Annotated in this window: 12 protein-coding genes and 1 pseudogene; 11 read left to right on the forward strand and 2 right to left on the reverse strand. The window is 61.5% G+C overall.

Going from position 1 to position 20,428, the window contains the following annotated elements; genetic code table 11:
• Positions 1-35 precede the first annotated feature (35 nt).
• Together OKW35_RS20120 and tssK are read right to left on the reverse strand one after the other, a co-directional pair.
• Positions 36-812, reverse strand: a complete 777-nt coding sequence (locus tag OKW35_RS20120; protein WP_429493106.1) for a DotU family type IV/VI secretion system protein — start codon at positions 810-812, stop codon at positions 36-38.
• The gene (gene tssK / locus OKW35_RS20125) at positions 809-2,161 is read right to left on the reverse strand and encodes a type VI secretion system baseplate subunit TssK (protein WP_090807871.1); all 1,353 of its coding nucleotides are present in this window, start codon (positions 2,159-2,161) and stop codon (positions 809-811) included. The genes OKW35_RS20120 and tssK overlap by 4 nt, the downstream gene beginning before the upstream one ends.
• A gap of 598 nt (positions 2,162-2,759) precedes the next feature.
• On the opposite strand from tssK, the gene tssB reads away from it, so the two are divergent.
• From tssB to tssG, 11 genes and pseudogenes are all read left to right on the forward strand, one after another.
• A complete protein-coding gene (gene tssB / locus OKW35_RS20130) occupies positions 2,760-3,272 on the forward strand; it encodes a type VI secretion system contractile sheath small subunit (protein WP_090807869.1) in 513 nt (170 codons plus the stop codon).
• 85 nt (positions 3,273-3,357) lie between these two features.
• Positions 3,358-4,920, forward strand: a complete 1,563-nt coding sequence (gene tssC, locus OKW35_RS20135; RefSeq protein ID WP_429552961.1) for a type VI secretion system contractile sheath large subunit — start codon at positions 3,358-3,360, stop codon at positions 4,918-4,920.
• Between the two features lie 95 nt (positions 4,921-5,015).
• A complete protein-coding gene (locus OKW35_RS20140) occupies positions 5,016-7,355 on the forward strand; it encodes a type VI secretion system Vgr family protein (protein WP_429552962.1) in 2,340 nt (779 codons plus the stop codon).
• A gap of 12 nt (positions 7,356-7,367) precedes the next feature.
• Positions 7,368-9,845 (forward strand): glycoside hydrolase family 19 protein, encoded by a 2,478-nt coding sequence (locus OKW35_RS20145; protein ID WP_184057947.1) that lies wholly within the window; start codon positions 7,368-7,370, stop codon positions 9,843-9,845.
• Positions 9,846-9,869: 24 nt separating this feature from the next.
• On the forward strand, positions 9,870-10,892 hold the full coding sequence (locus OKW35_RS20150; RefSeq protein WP_184057949.1) for a hypothetical protein: 1,023 nt from the start codon (positions 9,870-9,872) through the stop codon (positions 10,890-10,892).
• 8 nt (positions 10,893-10,900) lie between these two features.
• Positions 10,901-11,158, forward strand: coding sequence for a PAAR domain-containing protein (locus OKW35_RS20155; RefSeq protein ID WP_429333255.1), 258 nt, complete (start codon positions 10,901-10,903; stop codon positions 11,156-11,158).
• Positions 11,158-12,354: a hypothetical protein gene (locus OKW35_RS20160; RefSeq protein WP_429493100.1), complete on the forward strand. Its 1,197-nt coding sequence runs from the start codon at positions 11,158-11,160 to the stop codon at positions 12,352-12,354. Before OKW35_RS20155 ends, OKW35_RS20160 begins: the two co-directional genes overlap by 1 nt.
• Positions 12,351-15,911, forward strand: a complete 3,561-nt coding sequence (locus OKW35_RS20165) for an ImcF-related family protein (RefSeq protein WP_429552963.1) — start codon at positions 12,351-12,353, stop codon at positions 15,909-15,911. The genes OKW35_RS20160 and OKW35_RS20165 overlap by 4 nt, the downstream gene beginning before the upstream one ends.
• A complete protein-coding gene (gene tssA, locus OKW35_RS20170) occupies positions 15,912-17,492 on the forward strand; it encodes a type VI secretion system protein TssA (protein ID WP_429552964.1) in 1,581 nt (526 codons plus the stop codon).
• Between the two features lie 23 nt (positions 17,493-17,515).
• Positions 17,516-19,330: a type VI secretion system baseplate subunit TssF gene (gene tssF / locus OKW35_RS20175; protein WP_429552965.1), complete on the forward strand. Its 1,815-nt coding sequence runs from the start codon at positions 17,516-17,518 to the stop codon at positions 19,328-19,330.
• A pseudogene (gene tssG, locus OKW35_RS20180) lies at positions 19,327-20,425 on the forward strand (type VI secretion system baseplate subunit TssG). The gene tssF and the pseudogene tssG overlap by 4 nt, the downstream one beginning before the upstream one ends.
• Positions 20,426-20,428 lie beyond the last annotated feature (3 nt).

Genomic DNA, 20,428 nt, shown 5'->3' on the forward strand with positions numbered 1-20,428 from the left:
GAGCGCCGGTCCGGACGGTTCGTGCAGATCGGACTTCACGGCCGCGGCGCCGTCGGTACAGCTGGTACGAGGTGCGCAATCTGCGCATCGAGCACCTGTGCCCATATCAGCCAGATCACCGCGGCCGCCACGCACGCGAGGCCGGCAATCGCCCAGGGCGAGAGGCGGTAGAACCAGTCCGAGAACCGCCTGCCGGTACGATCGGCAAAGAAAGGGCGCGCAGCGACCGGGCGCCCCCCAAGGGGACTTCCTTCGGGGCGTAGTTTTTCGAGTTGCGTACTGAGTGAGGCGATCAGCACGGAACGCTTCGCTTCGCCTTCACGGGCGTAGCGGCCCATGAACCCCATCCCGAGGACCGCCGCGTAGCATTCGAGTAGGGCAATGTGCGGCGACGCTTCACGCATCCGCTGCTCGAGCCGTTCGAACACGCGTTCGCCCGCGTCATGCTTGCCAAACCGCTCGACCTGCAACGGTTGCGCATCCCAGACCGGCTTGTTCTCCGCACTCAGGTTGCGCAGTACGGCCTCGTCGAGCAGCCCGCATTGGGCAACCTCCGCGTCTTCGCGGACGTCCGCGGCAAAACCGCGCTGATCGAGCGCGGTTGAGAAAGCCGCCATCAGCTGCTTGCAACGTTGACGCAGGGTAGCAGGGTCGTCCGTGTGGCCCCCCTCGGACAATCGCGTCACGAGCAGGGCCGTGTCGCGCAACAGGTCCCGGATACCACCGGCGGAAGTACGGTTCGCAGAGGCCGATCCACCCATCAGGGCGGTCTCGCCGCGGGCAGGGGTGAGCGTGTTCGTCAGCGTGCTCATGAGCGCAACACCGCGTAAAGTTCAAGCGACGCGTCGGGAACCGACGTCGGCAGGTAGATCTGGCAGGCGCGGGCGGCCAGCATCCGCGCGTGCGCGGGATCGCTCGCGTCGAGCGCGAAGTACTGGTTGTCCAGCCGCACCGGGATGGCGGCCGGCACGCGCTGCACGGCCTTCAGCGGAATGCCGGGGAGCGCCGAATTGACGATGTGCTCGATATCGTCCGGCGCACCTATCTTGCAGAGCCTCGGGAACTGCTCGACGAGTTCGAATGCAGGCGACGCGGCGTGGACCGACAGGTACCAGTCGGCGGAACTCGCCACGATGCGCTCGTCGAGGAACTGGCCCGCCCATGTCGTCGGATTCCTGTGCGTGAGCCCAATCGACACCACACGCGACGGAATGATCGCGTCGAGCAGATCACGGATCTGCGTCTCGAGCCTGGCGAATACTTCATCGGCACGTACGTGGTCATACGCCGGAATGTCGCCGAGCTGCGAGCCGGTCGAGAACGTCATGAGGACGCTCGCCAGCTGGGCAAGCGTCGAGTACAGCCGCTCGGGAGGCTGGCCCGGATGCGTCGAGAAGAACCGCAGTTGCGGCCAGACCGTATGGATGCAGTGGAGCAACCAGAACAGCTGCACGTCGGCCACGCCGTATTCGGCAACCTGCTCGATCCGTTCGCTTCTACGCGAACCCAGCGCCGTGCTCTTCGCCTGCAGGATGTCGGCAAGACGATTGATCCGTTCGACGTGCAGCGCATGACTGCCAAGCGTCAGGCACGGTGGCACGTATCGGTGGTCGACCTGAAATTGCCCGCTCGTGGTACGCGTCAACCGGGCAATCGCACACACCGTGTCGTCGGCATGCGACTCGAAGTCGAACAGCAGTCGCACCGCATGGCGTTCGGCGGCAATCTCGGCCTCGCCGGTACCGTTGAGGTCGATGACCTTGACGAACTCCCGGTATGAGCGCCGCGGCCGCGCCAGCGTCGCTTCGTCGAACCGGCAGTTGCTGCCCGTGGCATTGAACAGCGGCAGGGCGGCCAGCACGACCACGCTCTGCACATCGGCTGGCAGTCCCTGCGTCAGATCACGTGCAGGCGGCAACGCATCGGTCACCGTGGAGTCGATCAGTGTGCCGTCCGGAAAACGCAGCTTCAGTCGGGTGAGCTTCAGACGCCCAGCTGCAAGCACTTCCTCGTCGATATCGATGCCCTGCGTGCCCCACGGCTCGGCGACGCAGGCGGCAGCGATCTGGTTCAACGTGAAGTCGACGTTTCGGCCCAGCTGCTGGAAGTGCTGTTGGGTCAGGATCAGCCCTTCGTGAAAGAGCGGTTTATCGATCCGCATGGGTGTGGTTGTGCCGTTATCTTGGATTATGGTGAGTGGCGATTCTATACGCGTGACTTGTGATCCGTATACAGTTGCGAATAGTTAAGCATGCGAACTACATGAAATAGAGGATGGTTATTTTTGAGATATTGTCCGTGCCAGAATAGGCAATATTCTCGATGCATGGTTAGCGCGATGTTGCCATCGTACCGTCTTCATCATTGAAAGATTGTCAGAGAATGTCACGCCCTTGTGAGCCCATGCCAGCAACGGTTTCGTGAAAATTGTCACGCATTCGCATACCTCGTTTATCAAATTATTCATATTGACGAGTCTGAATGCGTATTGAATTGACGATAATTAACAATTATTTACGATGTCTTTATAATCCGTATCGTTTTCACAACGCCGACGTACTTTGACTCGGCGCGGGTAAACCTGTTTAATAGCGCGTGGCAATAATGATCGCATGAATGGAGGCCGCGCTATGGGGTACCACAAGGAGTCCTTCGCGAGCGAAACACGCATATGCGTGTGCGCCCGATCGAAAGAGGTCACCGCATCGCACCGGGCGAGTTCTGCGGGGATCCTGAACGTCGTTCAATAAGGAATACAAATGGACAGCTTCCAGCGCGAAATTCCGAAAAGTCGGGTTTCGATCACGTTAGATTTGCATACGGGCGGTGCCCAGAAGAAGGTCGAGCTGCCGTTGAAGCTGCTCGTCGCCGGTGACTTCAGCGCGGGCAAGGAACAGGCGCCGCTCGCCGAGCGCAAGAAAACGGACATCAACAAGAATAATTTTGATTCTGTTCTCGCTGACTACGCGCCGGACCTCAAGGTCGCTGCGGAAAACACCCTGGCTGGCGACGGCTCGGAACTGCCGGTGAACCTCTCGTTTCGCTCGCTGAAAGACTTCGAGCCGGAACAGGTGGCACGTCAGATCCCGGAGATGCAGGCGCTGCTGGCGGTGCGCAATCTGCTGCGTGACCTGAAGTCGAATCTGCTCGATAACGGCACGTTCCGCCGTGAGTTCGAGAAGATTCTGAAGGATAAGCCGCTCTCTGACAAGCTGCGCGGCGAACTCGCACAGATCGCGACGGCGGCCACCCAGCCTGAAGGCCATGCCTGAACGGCGTCGGCCCAGGACGGCCTTCACGGCGTTCCATAACCGGACAGATATGCAGGTAGCGATAGTTTCGCAGACAGGACACGAAATGAATCCCACTGAATCGCAGCAAGGCGGCACGACCGAAACCGTCGTGCTGGACGCCCCGCAAGGCAATCATGACAGCAGCAGCGACAGCGTCTACGCGTCCCTGTGCAGCAAGATCAACCTCAAGCCCGTCGCTGAAGCACGGCCGCTGCTGGCCTTCCGCGACAACGACATGCTCTCTGAAGCGTCGGCCGACGAGCGTATCGCGCGCGGCATGGGCGCCTTCCTGGATCTCGTGAGCAAGGCGAGCAAGCCGGTCGACCGGCTCGACAAGTCGCTGCTCGATTTCCACATCGGCCAGATTGACCGCCAGATCAGCCGGCAGCTCGACGCCGTGATGCATACGCCGGAATTTCAGGCGCTCGAAGGTCGCTGGCGCGGTCTCAAGATGCTCGTGAGCCGGACAGACTTCCGTCGCAACGCGCGCGTCGAGGTGCTTGACGTGTCGAAGGAGGCACTGCACCGCGATTTCGAGGATACGCCCGAGATCATCCAGAGCGGCCTTTACCGTCTGACCTATATCGAGGAATACGATACGCCAGGCGGCCAGCCGATCAGCGCGATGATCAGCGACTACGAGTTCACCAACTCGCCGCAGGACGTGGCGCTGCTGCGTAACGTCTCCAAGGTGGCCGCAGCCGCGCACATGCCGTTCGTCGGCTCAGTCGGCGCCGCGTTCTTCGGCAAGCAATCGATGGAAGAAGTGGCCGCGATCCAGGATATCGGCAACTACTTTGATCGCGCCGAGTACATCAAGTGGAAGAGCTTCCGTGACACCGATGACGCCCGCTACGTGGGCCTGACAATGCCGCGTGTGCTCGGTCGCCTGCCGTACGGCAAGGATACGACGCCGGTGCGTTCGTTCAACTACGAGGAAGCGGTCAAGGGTCCGGACCACGACAAATATCTGTGGGTCAACGCGTCGTTCGCCTTCGCGGCCAACATGACGCGCAGCTTTGTCAACAACGGCTGGTGCGTGCAGATCCGCGGCCCGCAGGCGGGCGGCAAGGTCGAGGACCTGCCGGTTCACCTGTACGACCTGGGCACCGGCGCGCAGCCGAAGATTCCGACCGAAGTGCTGATTCCCGAAACCCGCGAATTCGAGTTCGCCAACCTCGGGTTCATTCCGCTCTCGTTCTACAAGAATCACGACTTTGCGTGCTTCTTCTCGGCCAGCTCCGCGCAGAAGCCCTCGCTGTATGAGACCAAGGAAGCCACGGCAAACAGCCGCATCAACGCGCGGCTGCCGTACATCTTCCTGCTCTCGCGCATCGCGCACTACCTGAAGCTGATCCAGCGCGAGAACATCGGCACGACCAAGGACCGGCGTCTGCTCGAACTTGAGCTGAACAGCTGGATCAAGGGCCTCGTGACCGAGATGAAGGATCCGGGTGACGAGTTGCAGTCGTCGCACCCGCTGCGTGAGGCGAAGGTCACGGTCGAGGACATCGAGGACAACCCGGGCTTCTTCCGCATCAAGCTCTTCATCATTCCGCACTTCCAGGTGGAAGGCATGGACATCGGCCTGTCGCTGGTATCGCAGATGCCGAAAGCCAAGAGCTGATCCGCATTATCTGATGTAACCCCGCCGGGGCGCTGAAACATGCGCCCCGGCGTTGTCCTTTGCGATATGACGTGTGTTCAAGGGGTCTTTAGAAAATGTCGATGGTTTTGCCTTCCCAGGCCTATGAGTTGAAACTGGCGCCGCACCCGGCGCCGTTCTCGATCCTGAAGTTCAGCGGGCGCGACGCGCTCAGCGAGCTTTACCGGTACGAGATCGAATTCACGAGCCCGATGGCCGGAATTCCGATGGATCAGGTGCTGGGGCGCCCCGCGAAGTTCATCATCGACCCGATCGACCCAAACATGGACTATCTGCGCAAGATGTTCGGCGAGAACGCTGGGCAGTTCAGCAAGATGCCGCCTGCACACACAGTCCACGGCATTATCACGAAGTTCGATGAACTCGGGACTTCGGCTGATGAGACGCGCTACAAGGTCGTGATGGAGCCGAAGCTCGCCGACCTCGATCGCGGTGTCACGAGCCGGCTGTTCCAGAAGCAGTCGGTCGAAGAAATCATTACCGATACGCTGCGCCACTATGGCTTCCGCGCGGGCGTCGATTTCGAGTTCAAGCTGCGTGCGAAATACAAGCGGCACGAGTACATCACACAGTGCGAGGAAACGACGTTTGCCTTCATCCAGCGGATCTGCGCGGAGGAAGGCATCTGGTTCCGCTTCGAGCAGAAGCGCGATCACGCCGTGATTGTCTTCGGCGACGATCTGGACGCGTATGCCCGCAATCAGCGCGTTGTGCCGTTCCGGCTACACTCGGGACTCGAAAGCGTCGGCGTAGATGCGATCAAGACACTTGAGCGATATACGCAGCGTGTCCCGGAAGCTGTCCGCCTGCACGACTATAACCACCGGCAGGCCGACGTGTCGTTGCTCGTCGAGGAAAACGCCGCACGCGGCGACAAGACGACCAACGCGGTTGACTATCGCTGGGGCGAACATTACGAGACGCCTGAAGAAGGGCGGCGCATTGCACGGCGGCGGCACGAAGCCTATCTCGCAACACAGATCACCTACAAGGCAACGGGCAACGCATTCGCCATCGAGGCTGGCGAGGTCGTACGGCTCGACCAGAACCCGGTCGATGCGCCGCATGGGCTGTTTATCACCTCGGTGGAATCCAGCGGTGGCCGCAGCCAGTCCTACACCAATACGCTCACGGCGATCCCGGCCGACCGGGTGTGGCGCACGTCGCTCGATACGATCAAAAGACCGGTGATCGACGGTATCCTGCCGGCGCGTATTACGTCGCCGGGGAACTACAAATACGCGTACCTGACCGAGCAAGGCTGGTACGTGATCAAGCTGCCGTTTGATCTCGACGATTGGAGCCCAGGTGGCACAAGCCGGCCGGTGCGCCTCGCGAAGCCATACAGCGGCGACAATTACGGCCACCATTTTCCGCTGATCGATGGGGTGGAGGTAGCCATCATCCATACGGCGGGCGATCCAAATCGGCCCGTCATCATTGGTTCGATGCACGACAGTCTCCATCCCGACCTCGTCAATAACCTCAACAACACCCGGAACCTCATCGTGACCGCCGCGGGCAATACGCAGCGGATGGAGGACAAGGAAGGGATAGAGCACATCCACGTGATGACGCCGTTCCAGTCCAGCCAGCTGAACCTCGGGCACATGGTCGATACCGACGGCAAGGAACGGGGACAGGGCGCAGAACTCACCACTGACGGACATCTGGCGGCCAGGACGGCCAAAGGCATGCTGCTCAGTGCCGAAGCGCAGCCTGGTGCATCGGGCCAGCAGCTCGCAATGCCCAACGCGGATACCACCTTCCAGCAGGGCGAGGACATACTGCGCTCGCTCAATGAATCAGCGAGCGCCGCGAATGCGTGGCTGGCTGAGGTCGAACAGCAACGTACGCTTGTCGAACAGAAGCTCGCGAAACTCCAGAAGCCGGTGATCGTCGCGAGCGCTCCTGAGGGTATTGGACTGGCGAGCGGTCAGCACATGCAGCTGGCAGCCGCAAAGCAGATGTTCGTCACGGCCGGGGCAGGACTCGACATTGGCGTGCTCAAGCGCATCACGGTTGCGGCCGGCGACGCGATTTCGTTCTTTGCGGCAAAACTCGGCATTCGGCTGTTCTCGGTAAAAGGCAAGGTGCAGTTTCAGGCCCAGGGGGATGCAATGGAGTTGATGTCGCTCAAGGACATGGTGGTGAGCTCCTCCGACGGAGAAGTCATGATCACCGGGCGCAAGGGAGTGACGCTCGGCGATGGATCGGGGGCCTATATCAAGCTGGCAGGCGGCAAGATCACCCTTGGCAGTCCGGCGGGTGAAATCGAGTTGAGGGGCAATCTGACTATCAATGGTCCAGACGGTAGCAGTTTTGCATTTCCTCAGTGGTCTGATGCGCCGCTCAAAGATGTCCAGCAACATATCAAACCGGGATTTTCAGGCTAACTGGAAACTGACATGACGACACAATCAAATCCTGAACCCCCGATAATCAGCTTCTCCTTTCCGTTCCGCGACGCGAAGGGAAAGGAGATCGTTGACGAACACGTGTTCTACGACTGGCTTGCCAGCGAGGGAAGTGGCAGTTTCGCGATCACCGGTTCTGGCATGTGGCACGGCGGAATTCATGTATCGGCGGACGGCGCCGGGAAACAGATCGACCTCAGGCACGGTGCGCGGTGCATTGCGGTCGGCGAAGTGGTGGCCTATCGGATGAATCGCATTGCGCTGGCCAGCCAGATTGCGGCCGGCAACGGCAAGCCTGCCCAGACCGGCCACTACAGCTCGGCTTTCACGCTGGTGCGGCATACGCTCGAATATCCCGCGAACAACCGGCTGACTTTCTTCAGCCTGTACATGCATCTGCAAAGCCTGGCCGACTATCAGCAGAACTCGATGCCGGCACCGGCCTACTGGGCACGGTCCTGCGAGGTGACGCAGTACGCCTCGGACAGACCCAAAACTGACCCGCACCTGGGCCCAGCCCCGACTGGGCAGGTGGGGCTGAATATTCATGCCGAGGCGGGAAGCCGCACAATCCTTGGGATCCTGCCCCGAGGGGCGCGGGTTCGTATCGGTGAGCGCGACCGTACCGGCAAATGGGGAAGAATCGAAGCGATCGAATCAGGCACGCCGATACCGCCGCGCGTGGCCAGTGTTGTGCAGCCAGGTGCCGATAAGGGCTGGCTTTACCTCAGCAAGGAGCGTGGGCATGTGCTGCTTGCCGAGATCGTGTCGGACGCGCAGTGCGACCAGGTGGTGATACCGGGGAAACCGATCCCCGTCAACGCTGGCGATCTGATCGGCCACCTCGGGCAGTACTGGCTGCCGGACGATCCGGCACGGGACAACAGGATGGTCCACATTGAGGTGTTCTGCGGCGACGAACTAAGCAGCTTCCTGTCGGGAAGTCGCAAGGCCGCAAAGAAGATCACCGATTTCGACAGGCTTCCCCTGCTGCGGATCGGCAAGGGTGTGAAGCTCTTTGCGGGTCATTCGATCAATGAAGAAGGCGCAGATGCCCCCGAAACGTCCGTGCTCCAGATCTACAGTCAGGCCGCACTCGATGCGCTGCCAGCCGAGAGCAAGGGACCCAAGGACGATGCGTATGGAGACGGCGAACCGTGGTGGAAAGTGACAAGCGCCGACAGTCGTCATGCTGATATCAGCGGCTGGGTGCGCAATCGTCAGATGCCACCCAATGGTGGTGTCACGCGCGAATCACCGCATGGATGGAAAGACTTCGAGACAGTCACAGGTTCCGACGCCGGCAATCCGACGATGTTCAGCACGGTCGATGCGTGGCTGGATCATATGCTCCGTGAGGACAAGCCCGCGACCGGTGATGCCTCAAGGCTCAAGCCAGTGGCGTCCAGCGTGTATCGGGAACTGTCACCGATGCGCAACGAGCAGCAGGCAGCGGATGAGTTGCGCGCGCACAAGGACGACAAATGGTTACGCTTCCGTGCGTCGCGTCTGATCCCGAAACATCGTAGCGAATGGGCCAGCCAAAGCGAATACGAGACCTTCTTCGACAAGGTACTGAAACGGGTAGCGAAAGAACCGTATCACGACGCAGAGATCGAGCGCGTTAAAAAACTTGTTTGGTGGGACGATGTTAAGAATGCAGTAAAGGGGCCGTTTCCGTCGAGTTCGGACGTTTATCATGTCCACCCAATCTCACTTGTTGGGAATTTTTTATCTGGAGCGTGCTCGTGCGGAAAAGCCATAACCATGGAACAACTCCGAGCCATATTGCCGAGCGACGTCCTTCAGCATGGGCTATTTTATAAAGCCAATTTTGCTGGCGTTCGCAATTATTCCATTGAGAACTTTCTCTCTCTTTTGAATGAAAATATTCAAAAGCACGGGATCGTGAATTGCATCCATAAGGTCCATTTTCTTGCTCAATTTGCCCATGAATGCGATCAGCTACGAACAAACGAAGAATACCGAAATGGAGATGGATCCACCCCTGCGGGATGGAGTAATTACCGTGGCGGATCAAACTTCCATGGCAGAGGGTTGATTCAGCTAACCCATGACGATAACTACACCAAATACGGAAGCGCGGTTGGCAATCCTTCGATTGCGACAGATCCTGATATCGTAAGCCAGCAAGTAGCGCATACCGTGGAATCGGCATGCTGGTACTGGAGAAAGGGCAGCGCTTGGGGGGATATCAATCCAATGGCCGAACGAAGCGATTTTCTAAATGTAACGATCGCAGTTAACGGAGGATATAGACACGTGTTTGAAAGAAACTCGCTTCTTCTGAAGCTAGCTCCGCTCCTCAAGCTAGATGAGTGCCGTAAGGCGGTGAATGTCAAGCTTAAACACTTCGTATTCGCTGAGAGCGCCGTAGGTACCTCAAATTGGTACAACAATCATATATCCAAGGCGACAGAAGTCGAAGGTGCTTTAGCAGGTCTATAGATACCCACTAATGAGTGATGTCGCATGTTAAAATTCAATCTTCGCAGCTACTTTTATATATTAATTTTTACTCAGGTTGCATTTCTGTCCCTGCCCGCGCTATCCGCTGAGCTTATTGGGCAAACCATGTCCGGAGGCAATTTTACTCTGGAATTAAGTAGCGCTACTAAGCCCTCTAGTCCTGATGGGATTTGGGGACTCGCAACGGTGACCTACAAGGCCGGAAAGACGACGACTCCAGAAGTATATACATTTCCGGTTCAGGCCCCACCGGTCATAAAAAAAATTGCATTCGGATTATTGGCAATTTCCGAGAAAAATGGCGGCATGAATGGCTCGTATAATGTGACATTTCTTTATCCTGGTGACGAAGGCCTAACAACTATCGGCGGGGTCGAGTCTGATTTGGATAACGGAAAATATATTGAGATAAACCGGTTTTCACCGAAATGGATTAATAAATCCAGTGAAACTGAAATGGCGGATTTAATCCAATCAGTCTCAAAAAATAGATCAGGTTTCATTGGCTCAGATGGAAATCAAGCTCTTGACAACGCGATGATATTTTTCGCCATTCCCGATCTGATGAACGAGATTCGCAAACAGGATTCTCTATTTTCTCATAGCTATACAAGCCAACTAAGCAATGAAGTCAATTCGTCGATCGCGAACCTGATACGTCGAAAGTTCTTGGGGAAAAGCGTTAGTCTGTGCGGCGACGATCAGTTCGATGTGTTTGTCTGCAAACTTGACAAAAGGGTCATCTCTGTCTGTTCCGGAAATATGAACGGCGCTGCAGTTCTTGAGTATCGTGCCGGCTCCAATCGGAAAATTGAACTGTCTTTGTCCAAGCAGATAGATAGCAACTATGTTGCCAACAAAGAGGCCGAATCGTTTGAGAACGGTGGATACAAATACACCGTCAAATTTGGAAATGGCGGGGACACGAGCTCGACTGGTGTCATTGTTGAAAGAAAAGGAACGATTGTATCTAGCCAAAAATGCCAGCCTGAAATGATCGAACCGTACCTCATACCAAGAAAATAGAATAGATCATGTCAAATTTGATACTCGAAGGTGATTCGACCAGCCATGGCGGTAAGGTCATCTCTGGCTCGGACCGCATCCGGATTCGTGGTCGCCGTGCGGCCCGAAAAGGCGACCTCGTGTCGTGCCCCCTGCATGGCGACAACGAAATCATCGAAGGCAGTGATCGAATCAAAGATGGAGATGTTCCGCTTGCCCTGGACGGGCATCGCGCGCGGTGCGGATGCGTCCTGATCGCGTCGTCTGGGGCGGCGAGGATTCGCTGATGCCTGTTGACTTCGATGCACTTCCAGCACGGGGGGCCATTCCAGATGGGAGACAGGCAGTCGTACCCTGGCTGATCGCGGTGGTCATCATTGTCGCGGCCGGGGCTGCAACCAGTATTGCGACATGGCCGGCGGGACGACCTACGCAGACTCCGTGGTTCTGGATTCGCATGTTCGGACTGCCACTGCTTGTTTGGTTGGGGCTGTATTTCGGCTGGGGATTTCTGGGGGCTCACCGCTTGCGCAATGCTTTGGCTGACAATGCAGCCATTGATCGCAAGGAAGCGCGCCTGCACGGCGATGCGAGCGTGCCGTTCGCGGTCATGGCGCAGTCCTGGCGCTTTTCGGGCGACGCTGGCCAAAACAGACTCGAAGACGCGATGAAGACCCGCGAGTCCACAGAAAATCCGGCTGGCTCGGGCGGGCTTGTCATTCCCGGTCGAGCGTTTTTCCGGGGCAACGAGGCCGACGAATTGCGTCGGCACGCAGTCGTGCTTGAATGGCTGCTCGTTGAACTGATCAGGCCGCTGATGGCCCCGCTGAAGGCCGCTCACGGCCTCACCGTCTGGTTGTGTCTCGATTCGGATCTGACCGCGGATGTTGCAAAGACGGTGATTACCCGAGCGTGGGCAACGCTCGGGCTGAGGTACGCAGAGAAAGTCCAGTTGCTGGAGCCGATGTCGCTTTATTCGCTTGATGCCTGGTTCGACATGGGAGCGCGCAATGCGCGTCATCTTGCGATCGCGGTGCAACTGAGAGGCGCCATTAGTGGCGGCATTCAGGCTGGACAGGCGGAAGCCGGCGCGGCAGTTCTGCTGACCGGCACGTCGGCCGAATCACCGGATTCGGGGGTACCAGTCCGCGTACACCGGCCCTCCAGGGGCACTGCCGGATCACTCGATGAAGTGGTTGCGAATGCATTGCGCTGGGGACATTGCGCTGAAGGCGGTATCGATACCGTCTGGAATCCGGGATTGGTTGAGCCGCTCGCGGCCGCATTGAGGAGTCTCGATGGTTCCGTGAATGAAGCGCCGGCCGTAGAGCTGGTTCGAACCATCGGCGATGCGGGTGTTGCCACCCCGTGGCTTGCACTGGCACTTGCCGCTGCAAACGCGCAGGAAAGCGTGAGCCCACAACTGATTCTGGATCAACAGGGCGGCGAATTAGTCGCAATGATATGTCGAAAGAAGACTTGAACGAAAAGGCTTCCGCAAGGGTGCTGATCTATCTGGGATGTGCGCTGGCAGCGCTGTTTGCTGGCGTCTGGTTGTGGTTATTGAATGAAGGCCCGCAGCGAGGCTGGCTTGCCGACAACCGGAGCGTTGTAGGCGTTACGCTCGTCGCCGGATGGTTCGCGTGCATGCTCATGGCCGCACTCTACGAGCGCGGCATTCGCCAGTGGGCAGCGGATTCGCGCGTCGCACGGGCGTTCGAGCAGAGCCGCCAGAAAAAACAGCAAACCGCCAGACCCGCAGACGGGCAACACTCCTTTGCATTCTCCGTTTCGCAACTTCGCGACTTTCTTCGGGAACGTCACGGTTGGTGCTGGCGTTATCGCGACCGCTGGTTGCTCGTCGCAGGCGACGAACCGCTCGTCAGGCGTCTTGTGCCCGGGCTCGCGGACACCGGCTACGCGATCACCGGCGATACCGTGCTGCTGTACGCGAAGCAGACCACCGACAAGCTCGATGCCGAATGGCTCGACCAGATCCGCCGTCTGCGCCGGCGACGCCCTGCCGACGCGATCGTAGCCGTGACGCGCAACCGGAGCTCAGCCAACCCGCCGTTCGACGCGGAGGGCACCGCACAGCGGCTCGCACGTCACGCGCGCGCGCTACGCTGGGCGGCGCCCGCGTATCTGCTGAACGTCACCGACTTTGGCAACGAACCGTTTGGCCCCGACGAAGCGATCGGCTTCACCTGGTCGAACGGGCGCATCCGTCCCGACGAGATCGACGCCTCACTGGAGGGGCTCTCCGGCAATCTCGCCGATGCTGGCGTCGTGCGCCTGAGCCGGGATCCGAACGACCGGTACCCGGCCGAGCTGTCGCGACACATTTCGGAACTCCGCACAGCATTGTCGGACCTGGTCGTGCAGACCGGCCACTCACGTCTGTGGCGCAATGCCGTCCACGGCCTGCTGTTTGCGCCACTGTTCAAGGAGCGGGAACTGACCGCCCCCGCTCCAGACTCCGAAGACGGCGAACCACTACCTCCGCAGCAACGCACGATCTGGCAAACGGTCGCCGACCATAGCCGCAAGATCCACGGCCGTCGCGTCGGCTTCTCGCTGTCGACCATGGCGGCATGGGTAACGACGGCGCTCATCGGATGCTGGATCGCTGGCACGATGCTGTCGGGCTTCACCAACCGGTCGACGATCCAGACAGCGGCTGGCACGATAACAAAATTGTCGACCGTACAGGACCACGCGCAGGCGGCGCTCGCACTCGACAGCCTGGACAAACAGCTCGATACGCTTGAAGTCCGTCAGCACGATGGCGCACCGTGGACTACACGCTTCGGCCTGAACCGCGACGGTGAACTGTTGACCGCCGCCTGGCCCGGCTACGAAAACGCCGTCAGCCGCACCCTCGTCGCGCCGATCCGTCTGAAACTGGAGGAGCGCCTGCACCAGCTCGCCTCGCTCTCGGATGCGGAAATCGCCAGCGGCGGCAACGCGCAGGTCCAGGCCGCGTACGACACACTCAAGACCTACCTGATGCTCGCGAGGCCGGATCGGGCGATTGCCTCATTCCTGACGCCGCAGCTGATCGCCACGGCCGCGCCAGCGCGCCCGGCCAGTTCCCCACTGACACCCGGCACGTGGGAAGACCTGCGCCAGCATGCAATCGCGTTCTTTGCGAGTCACCTGGGGCGCCGTGGACCCGCCGGGGACTCGTCGCTCGCGATCGTTCCGGATGGCGCACTGGTGGCCACGGCGCGTCAAACCATCATCGGCGTGCGCGGCATCCAGAACTCGACTGACGCGATCTACCAGCAGATCCTCGACGACGCGAAGCCGAAATATCCGCCTGTGTCGCTCGCGACGCTGCTCGGCGATACGAGCAGCAAGGGGCTTTTCAATACCGCGGTGACCGTACCGGGCGTGTTCACGCGCACTGCGTGGGACGAGCGGATCTCGAAAGCCATCGACGACGCGAGCGAGCAGCGCAACGTGACCGGCGACTGGGTGCTCTCAGACGTCCACGCGAGCGCGCCGTCGACCGGCTCGCTGAAAGCCGAACTGCGTCAGCGCTATTTTGACGACTACGCGCGGGCCTGGGAGCTGTTTCTCAACAGCCTGCGCTGGCAACCCGCCCCGACGTTGTCAGGCACGGTTGACCAGCTGACGCTGCTTAGCGATCCGCAGCGCTCGCCGCTTGTTGCCCTGATGAACGCAGTGGTTTATCAGGCAGGCGCGGGCACCGCGACGCAATCGCTGTCCGATACGCTGATCAGCAAGGCGCAGCAACTTGTCGGCGCCGACGAGAAAGATCCGTCGAAGCAGACCCAGCCGCAACTGGCACCGCTGGCCGTGGCCTTCGGACCGGTCCTGCGCCTGACGGGCAGCGACCTGGCTTCCCTGGCTTCGGGCGCGCCCGCAAACACGAAGGCCGCCACCCGGCTGGCGGCCACGGGCGACCTGAGCCTCGCGCGTTATCTCGAACGGGTGAGCGCGATGCGGCTGAAGGCACAGCAGATGGTCGACAGTGCCGACGCGGACGCGATGGCCCGCGCGGCCGCACAATCCGTGCTGCAGGGCAAGACGTCTGATATCGCCGACAGCCGGGATTACGCGGGCCGTCTGGCTGCGAGCCTCGGCGAGCAATGGGCAGGCTTCGGCGATCTGTTTCAGGCACCGCTCGACCAGACCTGGCAGGTCGTGGTGCAGCCGGCCGCGGCGAGCCTGAACGACATCTGGCGCACGGCGATTGTCGCGGACTGGAACCGGACGTTCGGCGGCCGCTATCCATTCGCCGACTCCGACAACGATGCCTCGCTACCCGAGATGGCGCGCTTCATGCGCCCGGACAGCGGCGTCATGACAGGGTTCGTCACGACGCAACTGGCCGGTATCGTCGAGCGTCAGGGCGACCGATGGGTCGCCGCCCAGGGGGCTGATCATGGCACGAGCCACGGCGCGCTCACACTCGATCCGGACTTCCTCACGGACCTGAACAGGCTCACCCGCGTGGCGACCGTGCTGTTTCCATCGGGCGACGCGCATGTGCGCTATGAGCTACGCGCGGTGCCGACACCAGGCGTGACTGACATGAAGTTCGTGCTGTCGGGCCGCGAGCTGCACTACTTCAACCAGAAGGAAGAGTGGACGCCGTTTATCTGGCCCGGCGACTCGCTGGAGAATCTCTCGCATATCGAGTGGCAGACCGAGCAGGGCGGGTTGCGCTCGGGGCTCGACGCTCAGGGCAGGTTCGGGCTGATCCGGCTGCTTGAGCACGCGAAGGTGTCGCCGCAGGACAGCGCGCGCTATCTGTTGACCTGGACGCCGGACCAGAGCCAGGGCATTCCGCTGCGTGTACAGCTTCGCAGCGAGGCTGGAGCGGGGCCGCTCGACGTGCTCGAACTGCGTCACTTCACGCTGCCGACGAGGATCTTCGTGACCAGCGCAGCGAAGGGCGGACCGAAGCTCTCGGCCGTCAATCCGCCGCCACTGCCGCCGTCAGCGATTGCAGCAGCGAAACACGCGGCGATGCCGCTGCCGCATGGCGCGATGCCGGAGGTCGAATAAATGCTCTCCGGTCTGCTCAAAACCCTGTTCCCTTCGCGTGATGCGGAGCAACTGGTGCGCGCGCGTCTCGATGCGTGGGACGCCTGGCTACACCCGTTACCAGGCGACCACGGTGTGGGCCGCGATCCGGGCTACGAGGATGCGTTCTTCGGACTGAAGGACGAGGCGAACAGGCTCTCCGGCATTGACGACGGCCTGATCGTCCGCTCCTGCGAGCAGCTCACGAAGGAAACCGGCAAGGATCTGCGGGTGGTGGGGTATTACGCGTTCGCGCGACTGCGCCAGGATGGGACGGCTGGCTTCGCGGACGGTCTGGAGCTTGCGGCCGCGCTGGTGGAGCGGTTCGGCGAGGCGCTGCTGCCCGCACGCGCCGAGGCGAAGAAGGGCGCGCTCGATATGCTGGCCACCACCCGCATGATCGATCTGCTCGAGAGCCGCGGCGAGTTCGCGCCGGCCGATCTCGAACGTGCGATCGCCGCGCTCGATCTGCTTGTGACCCGCACCGGGGTGTGGCCGGAAGCGGCCCGGCCGAACCTGCGCCCCCTCGTGTCCCGTTTCGAGCGCTGCGACGATCCGGCACGCAGCGCGGAACCCGACTCGACCGCGCCCTTCGCTGTGGCAGGTTCCCCTTCAACATCCAGCGCGATCGGCTCCACGCGCGATCTGCTTGACCAGGCGCGCACGATGGCGACGTGGCTGCGTGATCAGGAAAACGGCTACCTGCCGTCCGTGCGGCTCGTACGCAGCATCCGCTGGGACACACTCCATGAGGTGCCGCCAGCGGATGCGAGCGCACGTACGCGCCTCGTGCCGCCGCGCGGCGAACTTCGCCAGCAGATGAAACGGCTCGTGCTGCAGAAGCAGTGGCACGAACTGCTGGAGCGCGTCGAAGGGGCGTACATGGAGGGCGTGAACCACCTCTGGTTCGACCTGCAGTATTTCCAGCACGTCGCGCTCGACCACGTCGGTGTGCCCTACAGCACGTGGCGGGAACTGCTGCGCGCCGACTTCGCGCTGTTCCTCGAAAGGTTGCCCGGTATCGAGCGGCTCGCGTTCAACGAGGGCACGCCATTCGCCGACGACGCGACGCTCGAATGGATCGCCCGCCACGCGGTCGTGCGCGACCTCGAAGCGGGAGAGAGCGTTGCGCCACTGCCTGTTTCGGCAGACAGCGACGACGGCGCCGCCGGTGACTGGCCCGAGATCGAAGCGCAGGCGCGCGACATGGTGGCCGGCGACGGTATCGAGGCAGCCTTCGCATGGCTCGAAGCACTGCCCGGCATCCGGACCGAACGCCAGCGCTACCTGCAGCGGCTCGTGATGGCGCGACTCGCCGATCACGCGGGCCGTGCCGATACGGCGATGGCGCTGCTGACCGAACTCGATGCTGCTGCCCGCTCGTTGCCGCTGATGCGCTGGGAGCCGGCGCTCATCTTCGAGGTCAAGCACCAGCTGATGCGTGCGCTGAAAGCGGCAAGCAGCCGCAAGGACGCGGACAAGCCGGCGCTCGCGCACCGCATCGGTCAGTTGCGCGACGAGCTGACCGTGCTCGACCCGTCCCGTGCGCTGACGCTGTCATAAGAGAACGAAAATAAGAGAACACCATGGAAAACGACGATCCGATCCTGCGCTACTACGAAGCCGAGATGCGCTATCTGCGCGAGTCCGGCAAGGAGTTCGCGAAAGCGCATCCCGACCGGGCGCGCATGCTCAACCTCGATCGCGTCGGCGAGCGCGATCCTTATGTCGAGCGCCTGCACGAAGGCTTCGCGTTCCTGACGGGGCGCCTGCAGCAGAAGCTCGACGACGAACTGCCCGAACTGACGGAAGGTCTCGTGAGCCTGCTGTGGCCACACTACCTGCGCATGATGCCGTCGCTGTCGGTCGTCGAGCTGATCCCGCTCGCCGAGACACTGCAGAAGACGGAAAGCGTGCCTGCCGGTGTGCCGGTGCGCTCCGCATCCATCCCCGTGCCGCCGGCGGCGGGCGCTGAGGGCACGACGCCCAGGACTGTGCAGTGCCTCTACCGGACCACGCAGGAGGTGACATTGCAGCCGCTGCGCCTCACGCATGCGGGCCCTACCGTGCGACATGACGGCCGCTCGGTGATCCGCCTCGGATTCCATCTGGACCAGTCTGCGCGACGCGAAGCGACGGACCTGTCCCGTGTGCGCCTCCATCTGAACGCCGATCTGCCGACCGCATTCGCGATGCATCTGGCGCTGACCCGCCAGGTGGATTCGGTTGCATGGCGGATCCCCGAAGTGCGTGATGGCGAGGCGCTGCCGCTGGCCGGCGTCACGATCGAGCCGGCGGGCTTCTCAACCGAAGAGCGGTTATGGCCAAAAGCCGAGGCGTCGTTTTCCGGCTACCAGCTGCTCCTCGAATATTTCACGTTCCGCGAGAAATTCCTCTTTGTCGACCTGTGCGGCCTCGACGTGGCGAAGCTGCCGGCGAGCACAACCCGTTTCGAACTGGAGCTTGTGCTCAAGCACGCGTATCCATCCGACCAGCGTTTCAGCGCGGAGAACGTGCGGCTCTTCTGCACGCCGGTCATCAACCTGTTCGAGCTTGATGCCGCGCCGATCGTGATCGATCACCACGAGACCGAATACCGGGTCGTCCCGGCCGGGCACCAGGGCGAACATGTCGAAACCTATTCGGTCGACGCGATCGAATCGTTCGACCATGTGACGGCTGAGCGTTACGAGTATGTGCCGTTCGCCACCTTCCGGCATCGCGGCGGCATGCTGCGCCATGAAGCGCCCGAACGGTATTTCCACACCCGCGTGCGGCCAGGCGTGACCGGTCTGCACGAAACATGGGTGATCCTCGGCGGCCACGCGTGGGAGACGATGGAGGATCTGCCCGAGGAGAGCGTTTCGCTGCGCGTGACCGGCACGAACGGGATGCTGCCGCGCAAGGGCCTGCGCGAGGCCAGCATCGACGAACTGGCCGCGAGCACGCCGAATGTCGCGGGTGTACGCAACCTGGTGGCGCCGACGCTGCCGCTCTATCCGCCGACGGGCGATCGCTTCCAGTGGAGAGTGCTGTCGCATCTTGCGCCGAACTTCCTGTCGATGATGGACGCGGAAGTGCTGCGGGGCGCACTGGCGCTCTACGACTGGACCAACGACGAGCTGAACCGCCGGCGCCTTGCCGGCATCCTGTACGTGTCGGAGGAACTGCTCGAGGAGGTGTCGGGCGGCTCGGTCGAGCGGGGCGTACTGATCGAGGTCACGCTCGATTCGCACGCGTTCGCGGGCGAGGGCGACGTGATGCTGTTCGGCGAACTGCTGCACCGTTTCTTCGGGCTGTATGCGGAGATCAACCTGTTCACGAAGCTCGCCATCGTGAGCCTGCCTTCGCAAACCCGTACCGTCTGGCCGCGCAGCAAGGCGCAGCGCGCTCCCCTATGAAACCACGCGAGTTGCCGAATCTTGAACCGCTCGTGGCGTCGTTGCTTGCGCGCGCGCCGAAGATGAATTTCATGCAGCTATGCAGGCTGCTCGAAGTGCGTGTACCCGATCAACCGGGCTTCGGCACGCGAGACACGCCGGAGCACGAGCCGGTGAGGTTCCGGCCGAGGCCGCGGCTGGGGTTCCCGGCCGGTGAGATCGCCGCGGTGGAACTTAGTGACGAGCGTCCCGATGCGCCGCCGACCGTGCGCACGACCTTCCTGGGCCTGTATGGCGTCGACGCCGCGGTGCCATCGCACATGATCGATGAGATCGTCCTGCGCGAGGAAGGACATGAAGCCGTCGAAGCGTTTCTCGACCAGTTCAACCACCGCTACGTGGCGCTGCTGTACCGCGCCTGGAAGAAGTACCGCTACGCGGAGAGTTTCCAGGCGGGCGGCACCGATGCGCAGTCGCGCAACCTCCTGTGCCTCGCCGGCTTCGGGTGGGGCGAGAAGCCGGCCCGGTCGGGTCTGCCGGATTCACGCGTGCTCGCGCTGCTGGGGTCTGCTGGTCCAGCGCACGCGCACGCCCGAGGGACTCGCTGGTGTGGTGGCGCTGGCGGTGCCCGGTGTCGAGGTGCGTGTCGACGAGTTCTGGCCGACGGTCAAGCGTGCCGGACAGCCGCAGCCCCTCACGTCGTCAGGCAGGCTCGCCGGCGCTCAGGAAGACAGCAAGCGCCGCGGACTTGGCGGGGGCTACGTGCTCGGCAACCGCCTCGAATATCGCAGCCGCGCCGTGCGAGTGACGCTGCGCCCTTCGGACGGACAGCAGGCGCACGACCTGCTGCCCGGCGCATGGCTGCATCGCGAGCTGATGGCGTTCATCCGCCTGTATGTGGGCACGAAGGCCGACGTACACCTGCGCATGGAGGTGTCGTCGCGTCTCGCGCCCGCGCCGTCGGTCGGCACGGCTGCGACCGGCCCGGCACCGCGGCTGGGATGGACCGTCGTGTTGCCGTCTGATGAGGAACGCATCATCACCATTGCGCTCGGCGTCTACGAAGTCTTTCCCACGCCCGGACCGAACCCGCATCGGGTTCCACGTGCCGCCTGAATC

The sequence above is a fragment of the Paraburkholderia sp. MM5477-R1 genome (genome assembly GCF_050436385.1).
In the GTDB taxonomy this organism is placed as follows: Bacteria; Pseudomonadota; Gammaproteobacteria; order Burkholderiales; family Burkholderiaceae; genus Paraburkholderia; species Paraburkholderia tuberum.